This window comes from Micromonospora sp. CA-259024 (assembly GCF_050936255.1).
In the GTDB taxonomy this organism is placed as follows: domain Bacteria; phylum Actinomycetota; class Actinomycetes; order Mycobacteriales; family Micromonosporaceae; genus Micromonospora.
In genome coordinates, this window is the sequence record NZ_JBNJND010000001.1 from 2,653,887 (window position 1) to 2,669,076 (window position 15,190).

The following is a 15,190-nucleotide window of genomic DNA, read 5'->3' on the forward strand; positions in this document are numbered from 1 at the left end:
GCGCTCCAAGGGCGTCTGCCTCGCCCTCGGCGTCGGCCAGCGACGCCGAGGCCCGCACGTTGTCAGCCGCAGGCAGGGCTTTGGGGGTGAATCAGCGGCTCAGGCGGCCAGCGCAGTGGCGAGCCTGCGGGCTTCGGTCACCAGCCGGCTCGTGCCGCCGCGCGCCACCATGTCGGCCAGCCCCGGCACCTCGATCGGTACACCGGTCGCGCTGGCCGTCTCGGCCGCCAGGGTGAGCAGGTCGGGCGTGCCGCGAGGTGGGGTCGGGGCCGCCAGCAACGGTGGCAGCGCGGCGGCGAGCAACCGCCAGACGCTCAGTCGCGCGCCGGCCGAGACTGCGTCGCGCAGCGGCGTCGCCGCTCGGGTCAGCGTCACCTGGCTGTCCGCCGCCAGCGCGCCCAACTGCCCACCGACGCCTGGGGCGTCCAGCTCACCGGAGGCCGCCAGCATCAGCAGGGCGTCGAGGGCGGCCACCCGGTCCACCTCGTGCCGGGCGCACAGCCCGTACGCCAACGCCAGGTCGAGCGCCGGGCCGCCCGTGCCAGTGCACTCGGCGAGCATCGGCAGGATCGTGGCAGCCTCCTGGGCGTCCTCCTGCGCTGCGCTGGCGAACGCGGGCAGCAGGTGGGCAGCGACCAGACCCCGGTGCCCCGGCAGCAGCGCCGGCCACAGGTCCTCCCAGCCGCCGTGCCCGTGTCCGTCCATCTGCGCCGGCACGGTGAGCAGTCCGAGCGGGTCCGCCGCGCCCTCGGGCGGGCTGCTGGCGACGACGGTGCGCCGGATGGGCAGCCGGTCGTAGCCGAAGTCGTAGGTGCCCCTGCGCTCACGGCGGTCAACCGTGACCACCCGGTGGACCGGCACCGGTAGGACGTCCCCGCGCAGCCAGCGGGCCAGTTCGTCGCCGGCCATGGTGCCGAGCGCTGCGGCGCGGGCCGCCAACACCTCGTCCACGCCGACGGGCAGCCGCAGCAGAGCCTGGGTGAGATCCCATCGCCAGACTGGGCGATCGCCGAGGGCGGCCAGCCGTTCGTAGAGCGCGGTCGGGTCGACGGTCCCGGTGGCGGACGTCGGGGCGGCCAGCAGCCCAGGGTCGTCCCGCCCGTCCAGCCGCTGCCCGATCTCCGCGAGCCGGGCGCAGTAGACCAGCGTCAGCGCGGACTGGCGGGGCGGCTCGACCGCCGGCCGGTCCCAAAACGGGCGCAACGTCCGGGTCAGCGACTGGCTGAGGATGCCGGACCACTGGTCGCGCCGCATGGCAGCCTCGGCCGGCGCAGCAGCGGCCAGCAGGACGCCGTGCAGCTGGACCGACAGGTTGAACACGGCCCAGATGTGGTCGTAGGCGCCCACCTGTCCGCGTCGCAACACCGGCAGCAGGGCGGTCGCCAGCCGGTCCCGTTCGGTGGTGCCCAGCCGGACCAGCCCGTCGAGGACCCGTTCCAGGGCCGGCGCGGGCCAGCGCCGAGCGATCAGCCCGGAGACCTCCTCGACCAACTCGTCCACCTCGGTGATCGGCGGCGGCGCGAGCGGGGGCGACATCGGCGGAGGCAGTTCGTCGCCGGCCACCGCCACCGTGACCGTGGCGACCGGCCGATGACCGTGCCGCTGCGCCAGCGCCGCCGCGCGGTCCCGCAGGTCGGCGGCCGGGTGTTCGACACCCGACGCGAGGACCTCGCCGATGTCGGCTGCCCGCTCGGGGTTTTGCCGGGCCAGTCGGTCCAGCCAGGACAGCTGCGCCCGCACCAGCGCTTTCTCGGGCCGTCCCAGCACGACCCGCGCGGTGTCCAGCACCGACTCGAGTTCCACGTCGCCGCCCGAGGCACGCAGCGCCCGCTGCGCCAGGCCGGCCACCGGCCCCGGTCCGTCGGCAAGCAGCCGCAGGTACGCGCTCCCCCGCGCTGCCACCTCGTCCGACGTGGGTCCAAGCTGCTCGTGCAGGGCGAGGAACGGACGCAGCGCGCCGGGTCGGTCCCCGCGCAGCAGCCGGCCTATCACCCCATCCAGCAGCGCCGTCCGGTCGAGCCGCCCCTCCGACGTCAGCTCGGCCAGCACCCGGGGCACCGCCTGCCCGTCGCCGCCGAAGGACAGTTCAGCGCCGACCCCGTCGACCTCGAACAGGCGGGGCAGCAGCACGTCCAGGAACGGGTCGGCGCGCAGCCGATCGAGCAGGGGTGTGTGCTGCTGCGCTCCGTGGGGCCGCTGCCACCACATCGCGTGCGCCCAGCCGACGACGAACGCGTCCCCAGTCGGTGGCGCCACCTTCTCCGCCAGCAGCAGCCCGGCCGTGAAGTGCCAGCCCTCCCACGGTTGGCTGCGGCGCAGTCGCTCGGCCAGCCGGAATGCCAAGTCGGCCAACGAGATCACGCCTCGCTGCCGGGCTTCGGCGATCACCGGCTCGGGGTCGGCGTCGCGCAGCATGACCGAGCGCCGGCCGAGCAGCGCTGCGGCCTTCGCCGCGGTGCTCAGCGTGCCCACGGCGGCCACCGCCAACGCGGTCGCCTCCTTCCCCCACCACCAGTTGTCCCGCCGACGCCGGACGTGGTCGATCAGCTCGTCGCCGAGCGCCCGCCGGGCCGGCTCGTCCAGCGCGTGCAGCACAGACCGGACCGCGGCGACATCGCCCCGGACCAGCGACTCGAAGAAGTCGGTCATGCCCCCACCTCCACCGGTGCCACGACCATGGACACCGCGAGGGCGTGCTTGCACGGGCCGCGCTGCCCCCGATGCTTCGCCCACCACCGACACGAGCACGTGAAGTTCCCGTCGGGCAGCCGGCGTACCCGGTACTCCTCGTCGCCGCTGCGTACCCAGGCGTGCTCCCCGTCCCGGCGGACCGCGCCCTGCTCCACCAGCGTGCGCGCGCCGACCAGGCGGGGGTTGTCCCGCTCGGCCCGGCCGGCGTCGTAGGGCATCACCCGGTGGAAGTACGCGACCTCGGCGACGTCATAGCCGACTCGTCCGGCGGTGCCGAGTTGGGCCAGGGCCGCGCGGACCCGGTCGTCGGGCAGACCAGACGCGTCGGCCAGCGCGGCGACATCGATCGTCGGGTCCCAGGAGAGCAGGGCGCCGACCAGCTCGGCGTCGTCGATGACCTCGTCACCGGCGAGCGCGAGCAGGGCGGCCCCCTCGCCGGAGAACCCCCGGTACGGTTCGGGAGAGAGTGTCAGCGACAGCCGCAGCGACCCCGTGTCCAGCTCCCACGTGCTCGACACAGCCGGAGAACCGCTGTTCACTGTCGGCCCGTACACCCGTAGGGTGCTCGCGTGCCGGAGTAGCCCGCGCAGCGCCGCGAGCCGCCCCGCGCCAGCCAGACAAACGGCCCCCGGTGCCGGCCGCGAGGTCAGCCGGAGAGTACGCCCGGCCGGCACCGCCCAGAGCACCGAGCGGTTGCCAGCCCCGGGCAGGCGGCGCAGGAACGCAGCAGCCTCGACGGCCGGGATCTCGGCGCGCGGTTCGAACCCGGCGGTGAGCACCTGCACCTCCGCGAAGCCGCGCAACCAGCGCCCCGGCAACGGAACCTTTCGCTCCACCACCGCGCCCTCCATCGTGGAGACGGTGAGGTCATCCGGGCCGACCGCCACGTGCAGCGGCTCGATCCCACCCACCCGGGCGAGAGCCTCCCGCAGCGGCGGGTTGACGTCGACGTTGGTGGTGCCGTGCCCGACGATGTCGCCGTCGAAGCCGGCCGGGATCACGTCCATCCGGGCGTACACGCCGCAACAGCCGGAGAAGGACTCGAAGCGCAGCCGCTCCCGGCTTCCGGTCACCACCGGGTCCAGGCTGGCGGGGCTGACCGGCTGGTAGTAGCGGGTGCGAGCTACTTCGGCCACGGCGAGCAGGCCGGCGGCCGCACCCGCTGGTGTGGTGAGGAAGCCGGAGAAGAAGCGCGGGTTGGCCGCCGGGCCGCCGCTGGTCTGGAGATCGAGGCCCGCGGCGCGCATGGCGGACGGCTGGAGATACCGGTACGTCTGGACGGCGTTCACGGCGCACACCGTAGAGCGACCGACCGACATCCGTTCCGGCTGTCGCCCGTGCCTCCCCCCGGCTGTAGAGCATTTGCTGGGCCTCGGCATCGGTTGTTCGTCGCGGTGCGCGTCAAGGACGTGCAGGAGCCTTTGCCATCAACCGGTGGCACCGTAAACGCCGGCGCCCATCGGCTCGTCGAGTTCCAGGTCGGTTGCTGCGGCGACACGGGCGATCATCATGTATTGCCCGATCACCATCAGGAGTTCGACCACCTCCCGCGGGGAGAGTCGCCCTGTCAGTGCGGTGGCGGTTTCGTCGGAGGGGCGGACGTCGCGGACGACTTCGGTCGTGAAATGCAGGACGAGCCGCTGGTCTGCCGAGAAACAATCGGCTTCGATCTCGTCGCGCCCAAGCGCGTGAATCATCGCGTCTGTGGCGCCGACGGAGCGGGCGATCGGCTCGTGCTGAACCCACTCATACCTGACGTCGCTCAGCCCGGCAACTCGCAGAATCGCGATCTCGCGGAGCAGCGGATCGAGGGCTAGGTCCTTGAGCAGCGTGCCTCCCCAGCGCATCCAGTCCGGAAACGCCGTCTCGGCGTTGGCCATCACGCGGAAGAACTTCAGAGGAAGCGCGGCCTGCAGCGCCTCGCGGACCGCCGCTGGCGCGTCGGCAGGGTTCACGTACGGTAGGCGGCTCAACTATTTTCCTCTCATAATCGGCAAATCAGGCCTCACGGACCATTATCCGATCGCCGCCAGCTACCGGACCGGCATTCGGGAAAGCGCAAGTGGTGACCAACGACCTGCCGCCACGGCGGTCTGGTGAAGAAGATGGCCGCTCGGGCTGCTGCCCCAGGGTGCCGTCAACTCGCCCGGTCTTTGCCGGTCTGCGCTCTCGTTGACGGCATGCCCCAGGGGAACGTGGATCTGCCGACGCGCTGGCGAGCTACTCGGCTCGCCAGCGCGTCGTACGGGCTTACGCCCGCTGGCATGTTGACGAGGGGTGTTACTTCTCGCCCGTGTGGGGGTTGCCGGTGATGGACTCCTGATAGACGTCCGCATAGGTGCGCGAGTCCTTGACCAGGTCGTCGCAGAAGGCGGCGACGTCGTTGCCGACGAGTTCCAAGACCCCTTTGCCGGCCACGACGCCCTCCTCGAAGAAGTCGACGATCCCGGGGAGCAGGGGCCCGTCAGGCAGGTCGATCGGCCCGACCTTGAACAGGTATTTCTGCATCTCCTTGTAGACGATCTGGTAGTCCGGCGGAAGCGCCTTGACCCGAGCCACGTGCGCCCGCCACTGCTTCTTGCCCTCGATGATGTCTTGGATGCCCACGTCAGCCTCCTAGCCGGCCCAGTTTCCTTGCGACGTTCCTGTTCAACTGCTCGCGCCAGCGGTCGCGATAGGTCCGGGCTCCCTCTCCGCCGGCCAGCGCCGTACAGAAGCCTGGGATGTCGTCCCCGAGCACCTCGTGAATGCGCTGCCCGTCCGCCGATGCTTCTTCGAGCAGCCCCAGGGCGGCGTCGAGGATCGGGGTCAGGTTGCGACCTGTGAAGCCCGCGTAGGGGTAGAGGTTGCCCTTGATTTGTTCCCATGCCGCCTGGTAGTCGGCCGGCAATGCTTCTGCCCGGGCTTCGAACGCCTTCCATTCGCTGGTGAGATCGCTGCCGGTGATGGTCTCCCAGAAGCTCATCTCGCCCCCTCCCTGAGCCTGTCGATGCGTGATGAGACGTACTGCCATTTCGCCCAGAACGTCGCGAGTTCCTTGCGCCCGGCGTCGTTGAGCGCGTAGAACTTGCGCGGCGGGCCCACCTCGGATGGTCGTTTCGTCACCTGGACGAGCCCGTTCCTCTCCAGTCGCAGCAAGATGGTGTACACCGTCCCCTCGATGACGTCGGCGAAGCCGAGCTCGTTCAGCCGACGCGTGATGGCGTACCCGTAGGTCTCCTCGCTGCCGATGATTTCGAGCACGCAGCCCTCGAGCGTGCCCTTCAGCATCTCCGTCAGGTCGTCCATCGCGGCTCCTCTTCGGTCCCTGGTACTCGGTATTACTGAGTACCGCTATACCGTAGCACCGAGTACCGCTATACGGTAGTGCCGAGTAGCGCGTCGATCAGTTCCTCGGCCTGGATCGTCGCCATGGGCGCTCGCCCTCCGGCCACCCACACCACCGAAGCAGCTTGAGGTTCAGACAGCGACTTCGGCGCTGAGGACGACGGTGCGCTCCTCGGGCAGGTGGAGGAACTCGGCCTGGCTCGCGGCGTTGTGGGCGAGGGCGATGAACAGGCGCTTACGCCAGATGGCCATGCCGGGCTGGCGGGTGCACCGCAGCGTGATCCTCGAGATGAAGTAGGTGACCTGGTCGGGGTCGAGGTTGATTCCTTCGGCGAGGGGGTGGATGGCGGCGCGGCGAAGTACCTCGGGGAAGTCGGTGGGGTCCTGGAAGCCGAAGAGAGCGTCGATGTGGATGATGCCGTCGTTCGGGTCGCCGAGGTCATCGATGGTGAGGCGCTGGTCCCAGGGGATGTGCGGGACGTTGGCCGTGCGGCCCGTAATGATCACGATCTTCTCGTGCCGGACGTGGTAGTACGCGACGTTCGCGCGCAGCGCAAGAGGCGTGGTCGCCTTGTTCGGGTGGGGAAAGACCGCGGTGCCCGGCACCCAGGGGACGTTCGTGGCGTGCAGGGTGTCGATGAAGTCGGGGAGAGGTCCTTCCCGTTCGATCCGCCTGGCGGTGACCAGTTGGGCTCCGCGTCGCCAGGTCAGCAGGACCGTGAACAGGATGATCGCGATGAGCAGCGTCAGCCAACCGCCATGGGTGACCTTGGCCAGGTTCGCGATGAAGAAGGTCAGCTCGAGGCTGCCGAAGACGAGCCCGAACAGCACCAGCCGCCAGGTGGTCCAGTGCCACAGCGCTCGCGCGACGACGAGGAAGAGGGTCGTGGTGATCAGGAATGTGCCGGTGACCGCGACCCCGTAGGCGGCGGCAAGGTTCGTGGAGGAGCCGAACGCGAACACGACCACCAGGACTGCGGCGAAGAGGCTCCAGTTCACGCCTGGGGCGTAGATCTGTCCGTACTGGTGGCGTGAGGTCTGGCGGATGCGCAGGTGCGGCAGGAAGCCCAGCCGCATGGCCTCCCGGGAGACTGAGAACGCTCCGGAGATCACCGACTGGGACGCGATCACAGTGGCAACGGTGGCCAGAACGACCATCGGCAGCTGCGCCCAGGCTGGTAGCAGCAGGAAGAACGGATTGTCCCGGCTCTCCGGCGCCCGAACGATCAATGCGCCTTGGCCGAGGTAGTTCAGCGTCAGAGCGGGGAAGACGACCCCGAACCAGGCTCGGCGGATGGGAGCGCGACCGAAGTGCCCCATGTCAGCGTAGAGCGCTTCGGCGCCGGTGATCGCCAGCACCACAGCACCCATCGCGATGAACGCGATCATCGGGTGGTCGACGACGAACAGGGCCGCGTACGTCGGTGACAGCCCGGCCAGAACGCCCGGGTGACGAATCACCTCGGCAGCGCCGGCGACGGCCAGGCAGGTGAACCAGAGCAGCATGATGGGCCCGAACACGGCCCCGACCCGTCCGGTGCCCCACCGCTGGATGGCAAACACCAGGGTAAGGATCACCGCCGACGCCGGCAGCACGACCACCTCCCAGCGCGGGGATATCACCTCCAGCCCTTCCACCGCCGACAACACCGAGATCGCCGGGGTGATCACACTGTCGCCGTAGAACAGGGCCGCGCCGAGCGCTCCAAGCGCCAGCACGGTCGCGGCGCGCCTTTCACTGACGTTGAGCAAAGCTCTTCGGGCGAGGGCGGCCAAGGCCATGACCCCGCCCTCGCCCTCGTTGTCGGCCCGCAGGATGAAAATGACGTACTTGACCGACACGACCAGGATGATCGACCAGAAGACCCACGAGATCACCCCGAACACGTCGGGAGCGTCTGGTGTCAGGCCCCGGTCGAGGGTGAAGACCGTCTTCAGCGCATACAACGGGCTGGTACCGATGTCGCCGTACACCACCCCCAACGCGCCCAGCAGCAACCCGAGCCGCGCCGTACGGTGCCCGGCCAGCGATGCCTGAGAGGGCGTCCCACCATCCTCCGCCGCCCTGTCGCCGTCTGCTTCGGGCCGCTCATCGTCCGGACGCTCCGCCACCTCACAGGCATACCAACCCAGACGACCGGTCCTACCCCGGACTCCGAACTTTGGTCACGCTGGCGCTGAAGAACCTCCATCAACGGATCAGCCGCTTCGGCGGTTACCCCACTGTCGCGGGCTCTGGACCGAGCCCCGTCCGCCGAGGTGCTGACCCTTTCCGTACGGTTGAGGCGAGGCGACCTTGCCCTTCGCGCGTCGGGCAGCCCGATTCGCGTGAACGGCAGGCTGGTCGGTCTCGGCCGTGGTTGAGGTGTCGGTATCCGCCTCGTGGGCGTCTTGGACGGGCTCAGGCTCCGGCATCGGTATCTCCCTGGATTCGTGGGGCCCTGCGGAGCATCGACAGCCGCCGGACGCGGACTATTCGACGCCGGTGTGGGCGCCTTGACGGTATCGCAACGCCTGGCCCGTCCGATCGACGGTCCCTAGCCCATACCGCCCGCTAGCCGCGCAGGCGGGTCGCGATCCGGTCGGCCTCATCGGCGTTCAGGGGGTAGGGGCTGCCGTGCAGAACCGGGCCGGTGATGATCGCGGGGCCAGTGACCGGCGGCGCGCCGTGCTCGGCGGCGAGCTGGCTCGCGGTGGGGTTGGGCTGCCCTGGTCGGGATCGACCCGGGCTGTCCTCGGCGTGCCACAGGGTCAGGTCGGTGCCAAGCCTGGTGGATCGTATGTTCGCCGAGCCGAGCAGGCGGGCCACCTCCTGCACGAGATCCATCCCGAAGAAGGGTGTCGTCAGCTGCTGGACGTCACCAGCGGTCACCAGCAGCAGCCCCGCTGCTGTGCCGCGTTCATTCGCCGTCCCGGAATCAGCTGGCTGGCCTGTCGAGGCGGTCGCGGTCTGACTGGACGTAGCCTGAGGCTGAGCCGGCCGGGACGCACGCTGCATCAGCAAGACGATTCCGCTCACCGTGGTGACCAGCAACGCCACCGCCCCAAAGGGCACGGCCAGCATGAACGGCCATCGCCAACCGACCGCCTGCCCCAGGAGCACCCCTGCCACGGGCCCCAGACCCAGCGCCAGCACCACCGCGCCGGCGACGAGGGGCGTCACCCACACGCGTCGTGCCCCCATCTGCGCCACCAGCATGGCCGTGACGCCCCACGCCAGTCCGGCCCCGAACCCCGTCACCGCACGGCCGACTAACAGCACACCACCGCCCGGGGCCAGCGCCGTCAGCAGCGATCCGAAAACCAGCAGCACGATCGCGAGCAACGTGCCGGCAGTCGGCCACCGTCGGACGACCAAAGCGCCGACCGCAACCGCCAGTGCGGCCGGCAGTAGGTAGGCGACGAAGATCCAAAGGACCGCCGAGCTCGGCAGGTCCATGTCCCGTTGGATCCCAACCCATTGCGACCCGACGGTGACGGCAAGCAGGAAGGCACCCAGCGACGCGGCGAGTGTCGGCCCGATCAGCAGCCAGACTGGGAGGAACGCGTGCGGCCGATCACTAGCGGCCACCACGGAGCCTGAACCGTACGGAGGAACCTGGTTCGCGGTGCTGGGGAAGGGCGCAGTCACTCCGGCGAATATACCCGCTCGCGAGACCGGCGTTGGCCCGAGGGGGCGTACGGGTCGTGGCGGCCGGCCAGTTGGTGGCGCGCCGATGGTCACCTGCCGACTCGTCGAGCACGTCGCCGCCCCCGCACCCCGCACAGAAGACTCCGCATCCTGGTGAAGCTGGAGCTGCGTGACCGGATGCGGGCGGCGGTGCATCTGTCGACGTCTGCGTCGACCAGGGATGATCAGGCCGTTGAGAACATCTCGTCCATCGGGATGTATCTGCACGATCTGCGGCGGCGGTCTGGTTGACGATCGCCGACACCGCCGGGTTCTGGTTCAGAGGCTGCAGGAGGTCTGCCCGCGATGCGACATTCCGAAGACGAAGGAGAGCCCAGCACATGAGTGAAGACCAGGGCCTCACGCGGCTGCGCTACGACCAGACGGGTCTGCAAGGAAGACTCGCCCGCGTCCTCGTCAAGGAACCCACCGATGAAATCGACTGGCCCGCCGGACTACCGGCCGGGATCGAAACGGTCGTCATCCTTGATGATGAACCAAACCCACATCACACCCTGCGGGTGCACCCACAGGACGACCCGACGCGCATAGCCTTGGTCGTGTTCGACCAGTTGGCGCTCTGCGAGGACGTGTCGGAGACGTGAGGACGATGGACCACCGACCATCGAGATCAACCGACGGCAGTGGTCCGAATTGTCTGGGGCCGCGGCCATGGCCCCTACAGTGTGTCGCTCGGCAGGGCCACCCCATGCGGCGCGCTGGTGCCAGCGCGCCGCGCGCCCCGGTTGGCGACTGAAAGCCCGCGCCGCTTCCGGATCTGTCGATGGGCGGACATGTTGCGCCGTCTCTGCGGAGGTTTAGGGGCGTGCGTCGAATTGGGTGCGGGCTTCGAATACCCGGTCCATGTGCATCTCCGCCCAGTTCTTGATCGCGACCATGACCGGAAACAGTTCATGGCCGAGCGGAGTGAGTTCGTAGTCGACGCGGACCGGTACCGAGGCGGTGACCGTGCGGGTGACCAGACCGTCGCGCTCCAGCGCGCGCAGGGTCTGAGTGAGCATCTTCTGGCTGACGCCGGCGATGCGGCCGGCGAGTTCGCTGTGCCGCTGCGGGCCGTCGGCGAGGGCTGGGATCACCAGTGCGACCCACTTGTCAGTAAGCCTGCTCAGCAGCTCGCGGGTCGGGCACCGTTCCAGGAACGCGTCGTAGTCGCGTTTGGCCTGTTCGCGGCGTTGTGCCGCGGTCGTCGTCGCCATCTTGCCCTCAATCCGTGCCCTAGGTACTTCGCGGTACCTACTTTCTCATGGTGCCCGCTGATTCGTACGTTCTTGGTGATCACGAGAGCCCACCAAGGAGACAGCGATGCGCGCAGTCAGCTATGCACAGTTCGGCGGGCCGGAGGTCCTGCACGTGGCCGACGTGCCGGTGCCCGAGCCGGGGCCGGGGCAGGTACGGGTGAGGGTCGCCGCGTCCGCCGTCCACCCGGTCGACCTGATGATCCGCTCCGGTCGGTTCCCGGCCCCGCTGCCGACCGGTCTGCCGTACACGCCCGGCTGGGATGTGGCCGGCACCGTCGACGCGGTCGACCCGGCAGTCGCGCATTTCACGATCGGCGACAAGGTCATCGGCTTCTCGCCATGGCTGCAAACCACGGTCGGTGCCCACGCGGAGTACGTGGTGCTCGACGCTGCCTGGCTGACCCCCGCGCCCGCCGGCGTCCCCGCCACCGAGGCGGCGACCCTGCCGACCAACGGCCTCGCCGCTGCCCAGGCCCTCGACCTGCTCGCGCTCCCGGCGGGTTCGACCGTGCTCGTCACCGGCGCCGCCGGGCAGGTCGGCGGGTTCGTCCTGGCGCTGGCTCGCGCGACCGGCCTGCACGCCACGGGACTCGCCGGAACCGACGACCGTGCGTTCGTGGAGTCGCTGGGCGCGGCATTCCTGTCGCGCTCCGACGACCCGACGGGGACGTTCGATGCGGTCATCGACCTGGCGGTGATCGGCCCCTCGCTGCTGGGCCTCATCCGCGACGGCGGCGGCTACGTGGCCGCGTCGCCTCCGTTACGCCCGGAACCGGTGCGGGACATCCGGACCTTCGCGCTGGAGGTGTCACCGGACGGATCGCGGCTGGGTGAACTGGTCAAACTCGTTACCAGCGGCGACATCCCGCTCCGGGTCGCCGGCGTGTACCCCTTCGCCGACGCCGCGGCCGCTCACGACCGGCTGGCCAAAGGCGGCGTCCGCGGCGGCGTGGTGATGGTTCCTTGACCCCCAGCCACGCCGCCGTCACGATCAACTGACACGCCCCACGGTGACCACGCCGCATCGCCAACGGGCTCGCCGGACTGATCGGCGCAGGCTGCATCCTCATGGGCGCCAACGCCTTCCGGGCGCCACAGGCCGCAGCCGGCTTCGGCATCCCCGGCACGCCGACCGAGAGCCACACCTTCCAGGCCTGGCTGTCTGTCAAGGCCGTGCGCGACATGCCTCGGGAATCTTCATCTTCATCCTGCTGGCTGGAGCGACACCGCACCTGCTGGGCTGGTTCATGCTGGCCGCCGCCGCCATACCCACCGGCGACGCACTGATCGTGTCCCGCAACAACGGGCCCAAGGCGGCCGTGTACGGCATCCACGGGGCCACCGCCAACGCTTCGGCGACGCGTGCCTGCAAGGGCTGGAGGACTTCTCCCACGTCGACGTGCTGTTCATCTTCGACCAGTTCCCGCCGCACGACGACTACCGCGAGCCCCGCCCGAACCGCGGCCGCACCGACCTCCCGCCCGTCGGCATCTTCGCCGGCCGCGGTCCCCGCCGACCGAACCGCATCGGGGTGACGTGCTGTGCGATCGAATCCGTGCGCGGCCGCCAGCTGACGGTGGTCGGCCTCGACGCGGTCTCGGGCACCCCCGTCATCGACCTGAAGCCAACGATGGCCGAGTTCCTGCCGGTGAACGTCCAGCAGCCGGAATGGGTCAGCCACCTGATGTCGGAGTACTTCCAGCCGTAAGCGAGTGCCTGACGGTGGAGCCGAGGCCCGCAACACGGCGGGCCGGGCTTCGTGCCGGATACCCGACGCGTCCGGTTGACGACGGTCGAGTCCTCTTCACCTCTCACGCCGCCTCTGACACTCTGCAATCGCCATATGACTCTATGGATAGGGCGGGCCGAGGGCATGACGAAGCGTTGGTTAATCACGGGGTGTTCGAGCGGACTCGGTCTGGCTCTCGCGGCCCGGCTCGCCGCCGAGGGCGAACAGGTGGTGGCGACGGCCCGGCGGCCGGAAACCCTGGACGCATTGGTGGCGCGGCATCCGGGCAACGTGGTGGCCGCCGCCCTCGACGTACGGGGTCCGGAGCAGTGCGCGGCAGCCGTCGAGCAGGCGGTGGACGCCTTCGGCGGCGTCGACGTCCTGGTCAACAACGCGGCCTACGGACAGTTCGGCACCTTCGAGGAGGTCTCCGACGCCGAGCTCGTCGCGCAGTTCGACACCAACGTGTTCGGGCCTTGGCGGCTCACCCGCGCGGTGCTGCCGTTGTGGCGGGCGCAGCACCGCGGACACGCCATCTTCGTCAGCTCGGTCGCCGGCATGGTTCCCTTCCCGGGCCTCGCCGCGTACACCGCGAGCAAGTTCGCGGTGGAGGGGGCGGCCGAGTCGCTGGCCGCCGAGGCCGGGCACTTCGGGGTGAAGGTGACCATCCTGCAGCCGGGCGGCTTCGCCACCGGTTACAGCGCCAACCTGGTGATGCCGGAGCACCGTATCGCCGACTACACGCCGGTCAACGACGGCATGCTCGGCGCGCTACGCGGCATGAACACCAAGGCGGAAATCAACTCCCCCGAACTCTTCGCCGACGTGGTGTGGCGGCTCGGGCAGATGGACTCGCCGCCGCTGCGGCTGCCGATCGGCCCCGACTCGGAGGCGTTCCTGGAATCCGCCTACGACGCCCGACGCAGCGAGTATGACCAGGTGATCAAGGCGGGTCATCACACCGTCGCGTGAGCAGGTACGCGACATGCTCCTCGCTTTTTGAGCATGCCCAAGGGATCAGCCGAGCTGAGACGCAAGGAACCGGTTGCGACCAGGATCGCGCCGTGACGTCGAGGCCCATCGTGCTCACCCGGTTCGTCGTCGTTGCCGCCGGCAAGGAGGTCCTCCTTCGACCTCGGCCCATGGTCGAACGTCCTCGGTCACCGGCGGCGGACATGGCACGATGGCCGTGTCCTGCGCCGCCGGTGGCCGGGCACGACACTGATGGAGTCGGGATGTCAGAACTGGCCGGCACGCCGGTGCCAGGGTTGGCGAAACTGTGGACGCACGATCCGGTCACCGCCGGCCCGTATCGGCTGGTCGGCCGGCTGGGCGCGGGTGGGCAGGGGGTCGTCTATCTCGGTGAGGACGACGCCGGTGACCGGGTCGCGGTCAAGATGGTCAACGTCGATCTGAGTGATCCACGGGCGCGGTCGCAGTTCGTGAAGGAGATCGCCGCCGCACGCCGGGTCGCTCCGTTCTGCACCGCGCAGGTGCTCTTCGCCGAGGTGGACGGCGAGCGGCCCTACGTGGTCAGTGAGTTCATCGAGGGCCTGACCCTGCACCGGCACGTCCGCGAGCGCGGTCCGGTGACCGGTAACGCCCTGCACCGGCTCGCGGTCGGCACCGTCACCGCGCTCGCCGCGATCCACAGTGCCGGAGTGGTGCACTGCGATCTGAAGCCGGACAACGTGGTGCTGGGCGAGGACGGTCCTCGGGTGATCGACTTCGGCATCGCCCGCGCGTTGGGCGTCACCGAGACGGCGTCCAGCCGGGTCATGGGGACCACCGCGTACATGGCGCCCGAGCGGTTCCGCAACGACGCGGTCGGTCCGCCCTGCGACGTCTTCGCCTGGGCGGCCACGATCGCCTTCGCCGCCGGTGGTCGGCCGCCGTTCGGCAATGATTCGCTCTTCGCCGTGATGCACCGGGTGCTGCACGATCCGCCCGAGCTGCCTGCGTTGCCGCCCGTTCTGGACGAGCTGATCCGGGAGTGCCTGGCCAAGGATCCGGCGGACCGGCCGGGTGCCGAGCGCGTGCTGGTGCGGCTGCTCCGGCAGGACGGCAGGGTCACCGATCCGCTTCGTCGGGAGAACCTGCTCGAGGTCGGCAACGAGACCGCGGGCGCGCCGACGCCGAACCACCCGCTGCCCCAGGTCACGCCGGCGGCTCCACAGTCACGCCCGACGCAGCCGCAGATGCCGACCCGGCCGACGGTGCCGACCCAGGCCCGGCCGACCCAACCAGCACACCTGCCGGTGACGGAGCCCGGCGTCGGTGGAGGTGGCGGCGCGTTGCGGCGGCTGCGTAGTGAGGCCCTTGACGCCTGGGGCATCTCGACCGCGATCTTCCTCGGTTCGGCCGGCGCCGCCGCCGGCTACGTCGCGTCGAGCGCGGTCGGCCCGGCCACCGCGGTCGGGGCGGTCGCCTTCGTCGTGGTCTACCTGGTTCGGCTGCTGGTCGCGGCGGCGGTCGGAGGACCGTCCGACCGCGAGTGACCGGTGCGGTGGGTCG

The 15,190-nt window shown here is 70.0% G+C and carries 15 protein-coding genes and 1 pseudogene; 7 read left to right on the forward strand and 9 right to left on the reverse strand.

Features of this window, described 5'->3' with window-relative positions; genetic code table 11:
* Positions 1–99: 99 nt before the first annotated feature.
* From ACQEUX_RS11480 to ACQEUX_RS11515, 8 genes are all read right to left on the reverse strand, one after another.
* A complete protein-coding gene (locus ACQEUX_RS11480) occupies positions 100–2,649 on the reverse strand; it encodes a DUF6493 family protein (RefSeq protein WP_433045392.1) in 2,550 nt (849 codons plus the stop codon).
* A complete protein-coding gene (locus tag ACQEUX_RS11485; RefSeq protein ID WP_433045395.1) occupies positions 2,646–3,980 on the reverse strand; it encodes an SWIM zinc finger family protein in 1,335 nt (444 codons plus the stop codon). Before ACQEUX_RS11485 ends, ACQEUX_RS11480 begins: the two co-directional genes overlap by 4 nt.
* 138 nt (positions 3,981–4,118) lie before the next feature.
* Positions 4,119–4,646, reverse strand: coding sequence for a carboxymuconolactone decarboxylase family protein (locus ACQEUX_RS11490; RefSeq protein WP_433045397.1), 528 nt, complete (start codon positions 4,644–4,646; stop codon positions 4,119–4,121).
* Between the two features lie 325 nt (positions 4,647–4,971).
* Entirely contained in the window at positions 4,972–5,298 is a 327-nt protein-coding gene (locus ACQEUX_RS11495) for a DUF1048 domain-containing protein (RefSeq protein WP_433045399.1), read from the reverse strand.
* A 1-nt stretch (position 5,299) separates the two neighbouring features.
* A complete protein-coding gene (locus tag ACQEUX_RS11500; RefSeq protein ID WP_433045401.1) occupies positions 5,300–5,656 on the reverse strand; it encodes a DUF1048 domain-containing protein in 357 nt (118 codons plus the stop codon).
* Positions 5,653–5,979 (reverse strand): PadR family transcriptional regulator, encoded by a 327-nt coding sequence (locus ACQEUX_RS11505; protein WP_433045403.1) that lies wholly within the window; start codon positions 5,977–5,979, stop codon positions 5,653–5,655. Before ACQEUX_RS11505 ends, ACQEUX_RS11500 begins: the two co-directional genes overlap by 4 nt.
* Before the next feature lie 171 nt (positions 5,980–6,150).
* The gene (locus tag ACQEUX_RS11510; protein ID WP_433045406.1) at positions 6,151–8,130 is read right to left on the reverse strand and encodes a potassium transporter Kup; all 1,980 of its coding nucleotides are present in this window, start codon (positions 8,128–8,130) and stop codon (positions 6,151–6,153) included.
* Between the two features lie 442 nt (positions 8,131–8,572).
* Positions 8,573–9,649: an MFS transporter gene (locus ACQEUX_RS11515; RefSeq protein ID WP_433045409.1), complete on the reverse strand. Its 1,077-nt coding sequence runs from the start codon at positions 9,647–9,649 to the stop codon at positions 8,573–8,575.
* 153 nt (positions 9,650–9,802) lie between these two features.
* Here ACQEUX_RS11515 and ACQEUX_RS11520 point away from each other — a divergent pair, with 153 nt between their 5' ends.
* Both ACQEUX_RS11520 and ACQEUX_RS11525 read left to right on the forward strand, forming a co-directional pair.
* Positions 9,803–9,940, forward strand: a complete 138-nt coding sequence (locus ACQEUX_RS11520; protein WP_433045412.1) for a hypothetical protein — start codon at positions 9,803–9,805, stop codon at positions 9,938–9,940.
* Positions 9,941–10,029: 89 nt separating this feature from the next.
* Complete coding sequence (locus ACQEUX_RS11525; RefSeq protein ID WP_433045415.1) at positions 10,030–10,293, forward strand: DUF7161 family protein; 264 nt, start codon at positions 10,030–10,032, stop codon at positions 10,291–10,293.
* A gap of 213 nt (positions 10,294–10,506) precedes the next feature.
* Here ACQEUX_RS11525 and ACQEUX_RS11530 read toward each other — a convergent pair whose 3' ends face one another.
* Positions 10,507–10,905, reverse strand: a complete 399-nt coding sequence (locus ACQEUX_RS11530) for a winged helix-turn-helix transcriptional regulator (protein ID WP_433045418.1) — start codon at positions 10,903–10,905, stop codon at positions 10,507–10,509.
* A gap of 106 nt (positions 10,906–11,011) precedes the next feature.
* On the opposite strand from ACQEUX_RS11530, the gene ACQEUX_RS11535 reads away from it, so the two are divergent.
* The 5 genes and pseudogenes from ACQEUX_RS11535 (at position 11,012) to ACQEUX_RS11555 (ending at position 15,174) form a co-directional block, all read left to right on the forward strand.
* Positions 11,012–11,914 carry an NADP-dependent oxidoreductase gene (locus tag ACQEUX_RS11535; protein ID WP_433045422.1) on the forward strand — a complete coding sequence of 301 codons (903 nt, stop codon included), beginning with the start codon at positions 11,012–11,014 and terminating at the stop codon, positions 11,912–11,914.
* Positions 11,915–12,015: 101 nt separating this feature from the next.
* Positions 12,016–12,239: pseudogene (locus tag ACQEUX_RS11540) on the forward strand (DUF4267 domain-containing protein); the annotation flags it as partial.
* Between the two features lie 74 nt (positions 12,240–12,313).
* Positions 12,314–12,655, forward strand: coding sequence for a TrmO family methyltransferase domain-containing protein (locus tag ACQEUX_RS11545; protein WP_433049763.1), 342 nt, complete (start codon positions 12,314–12,316; stop codon positions 12,653–12,655).
* 135 nt (positions 12,656–12,790) lie between these two features.
* Complete coding sequence (locus tag ACQEUX_RS11550) at positions 12,791–13,648, forward strand: SDR family oxidoreductase (protein ID WP_433045425.1); 858 nt, start codon at positions 12,791–12,793, stop codon at positions 13,646–13,648.
* A gap of 263 nt (positions 13,649–13,911) precedes the next feature.
* The gene (locus tag ACQEUX_RS11555) at positions 13,912–15,174 is read left to right on the forward strand and encodes a serine/threonine-protein kinase (RefSeq protein ID WP_433045428.1); all 1,263 of its coding nucleotides are present in this window, start codon (positions 13,912–13,914) and stop codon (positions 15,172–15,174) included.
* The last annotated feature ends 16 nt before the right edge of the window (positions 15,175–15,190 follow it).

Coding starts and splice junctions, on each gene's coding strand:
- ACQEUX_RS11535 (WP_433045422.1), top strand. CDS start 11,012: ATGCGCGCAGTCAGCTATGCACAGTTCGGCGGGCCGGAGGTCCTGCAC.
- ACQEUX_RS11550 (WP_433045425.1), top strand. CDS start 12,791: ATGACTCTATGGATAGGGCGGGCCGAGGGCATGACGAAGCGTTGGTTA.
- ACQEUX_RS11500 (WP_433045401.1), bottom strand. CDS start 5,656: ATGAGCTTCTGGGAGACCATCACCGGCAGCGATCTCACCAGCGAATGG.
- ACQEUX_RS11525 (WP_433045415.1), top strand. CDS start 10,030: ATGAGTGAAGACCAGGGCCTCACGCGGCTGCGCTACGACCAGACGGGT.
- ACQEUX_RS11505 (WP_433045403.1), bottom strand. CDS start 5,979: ATGGACGACCTGACGGAGATGCTGAAGGGCACGCTCGAGGGCTGCGTG.
- ACQEUX_RS11480 (WP_433045392.1), bottom strand. CDS start 2,649: ATGACCGACTTCTTCGAGTCGCTGGTCCGGGGCGATGTCGCCGCGGTC.
- ACQEUX_RS11555 (WP_433045428.1), top strand. CDS start 13,912: ATGTCAGAACTGGCCGGCACGCCGGTGCCAGGGTTGGCGAAACTGTGG.
- ACQEUX_RS11530 (WP_433045418.1), bottom strand. CDS start 10,905: ATGGCGACGACGACCGCGGCACAACGCCGCGAACAGGCCAAACGCGAC.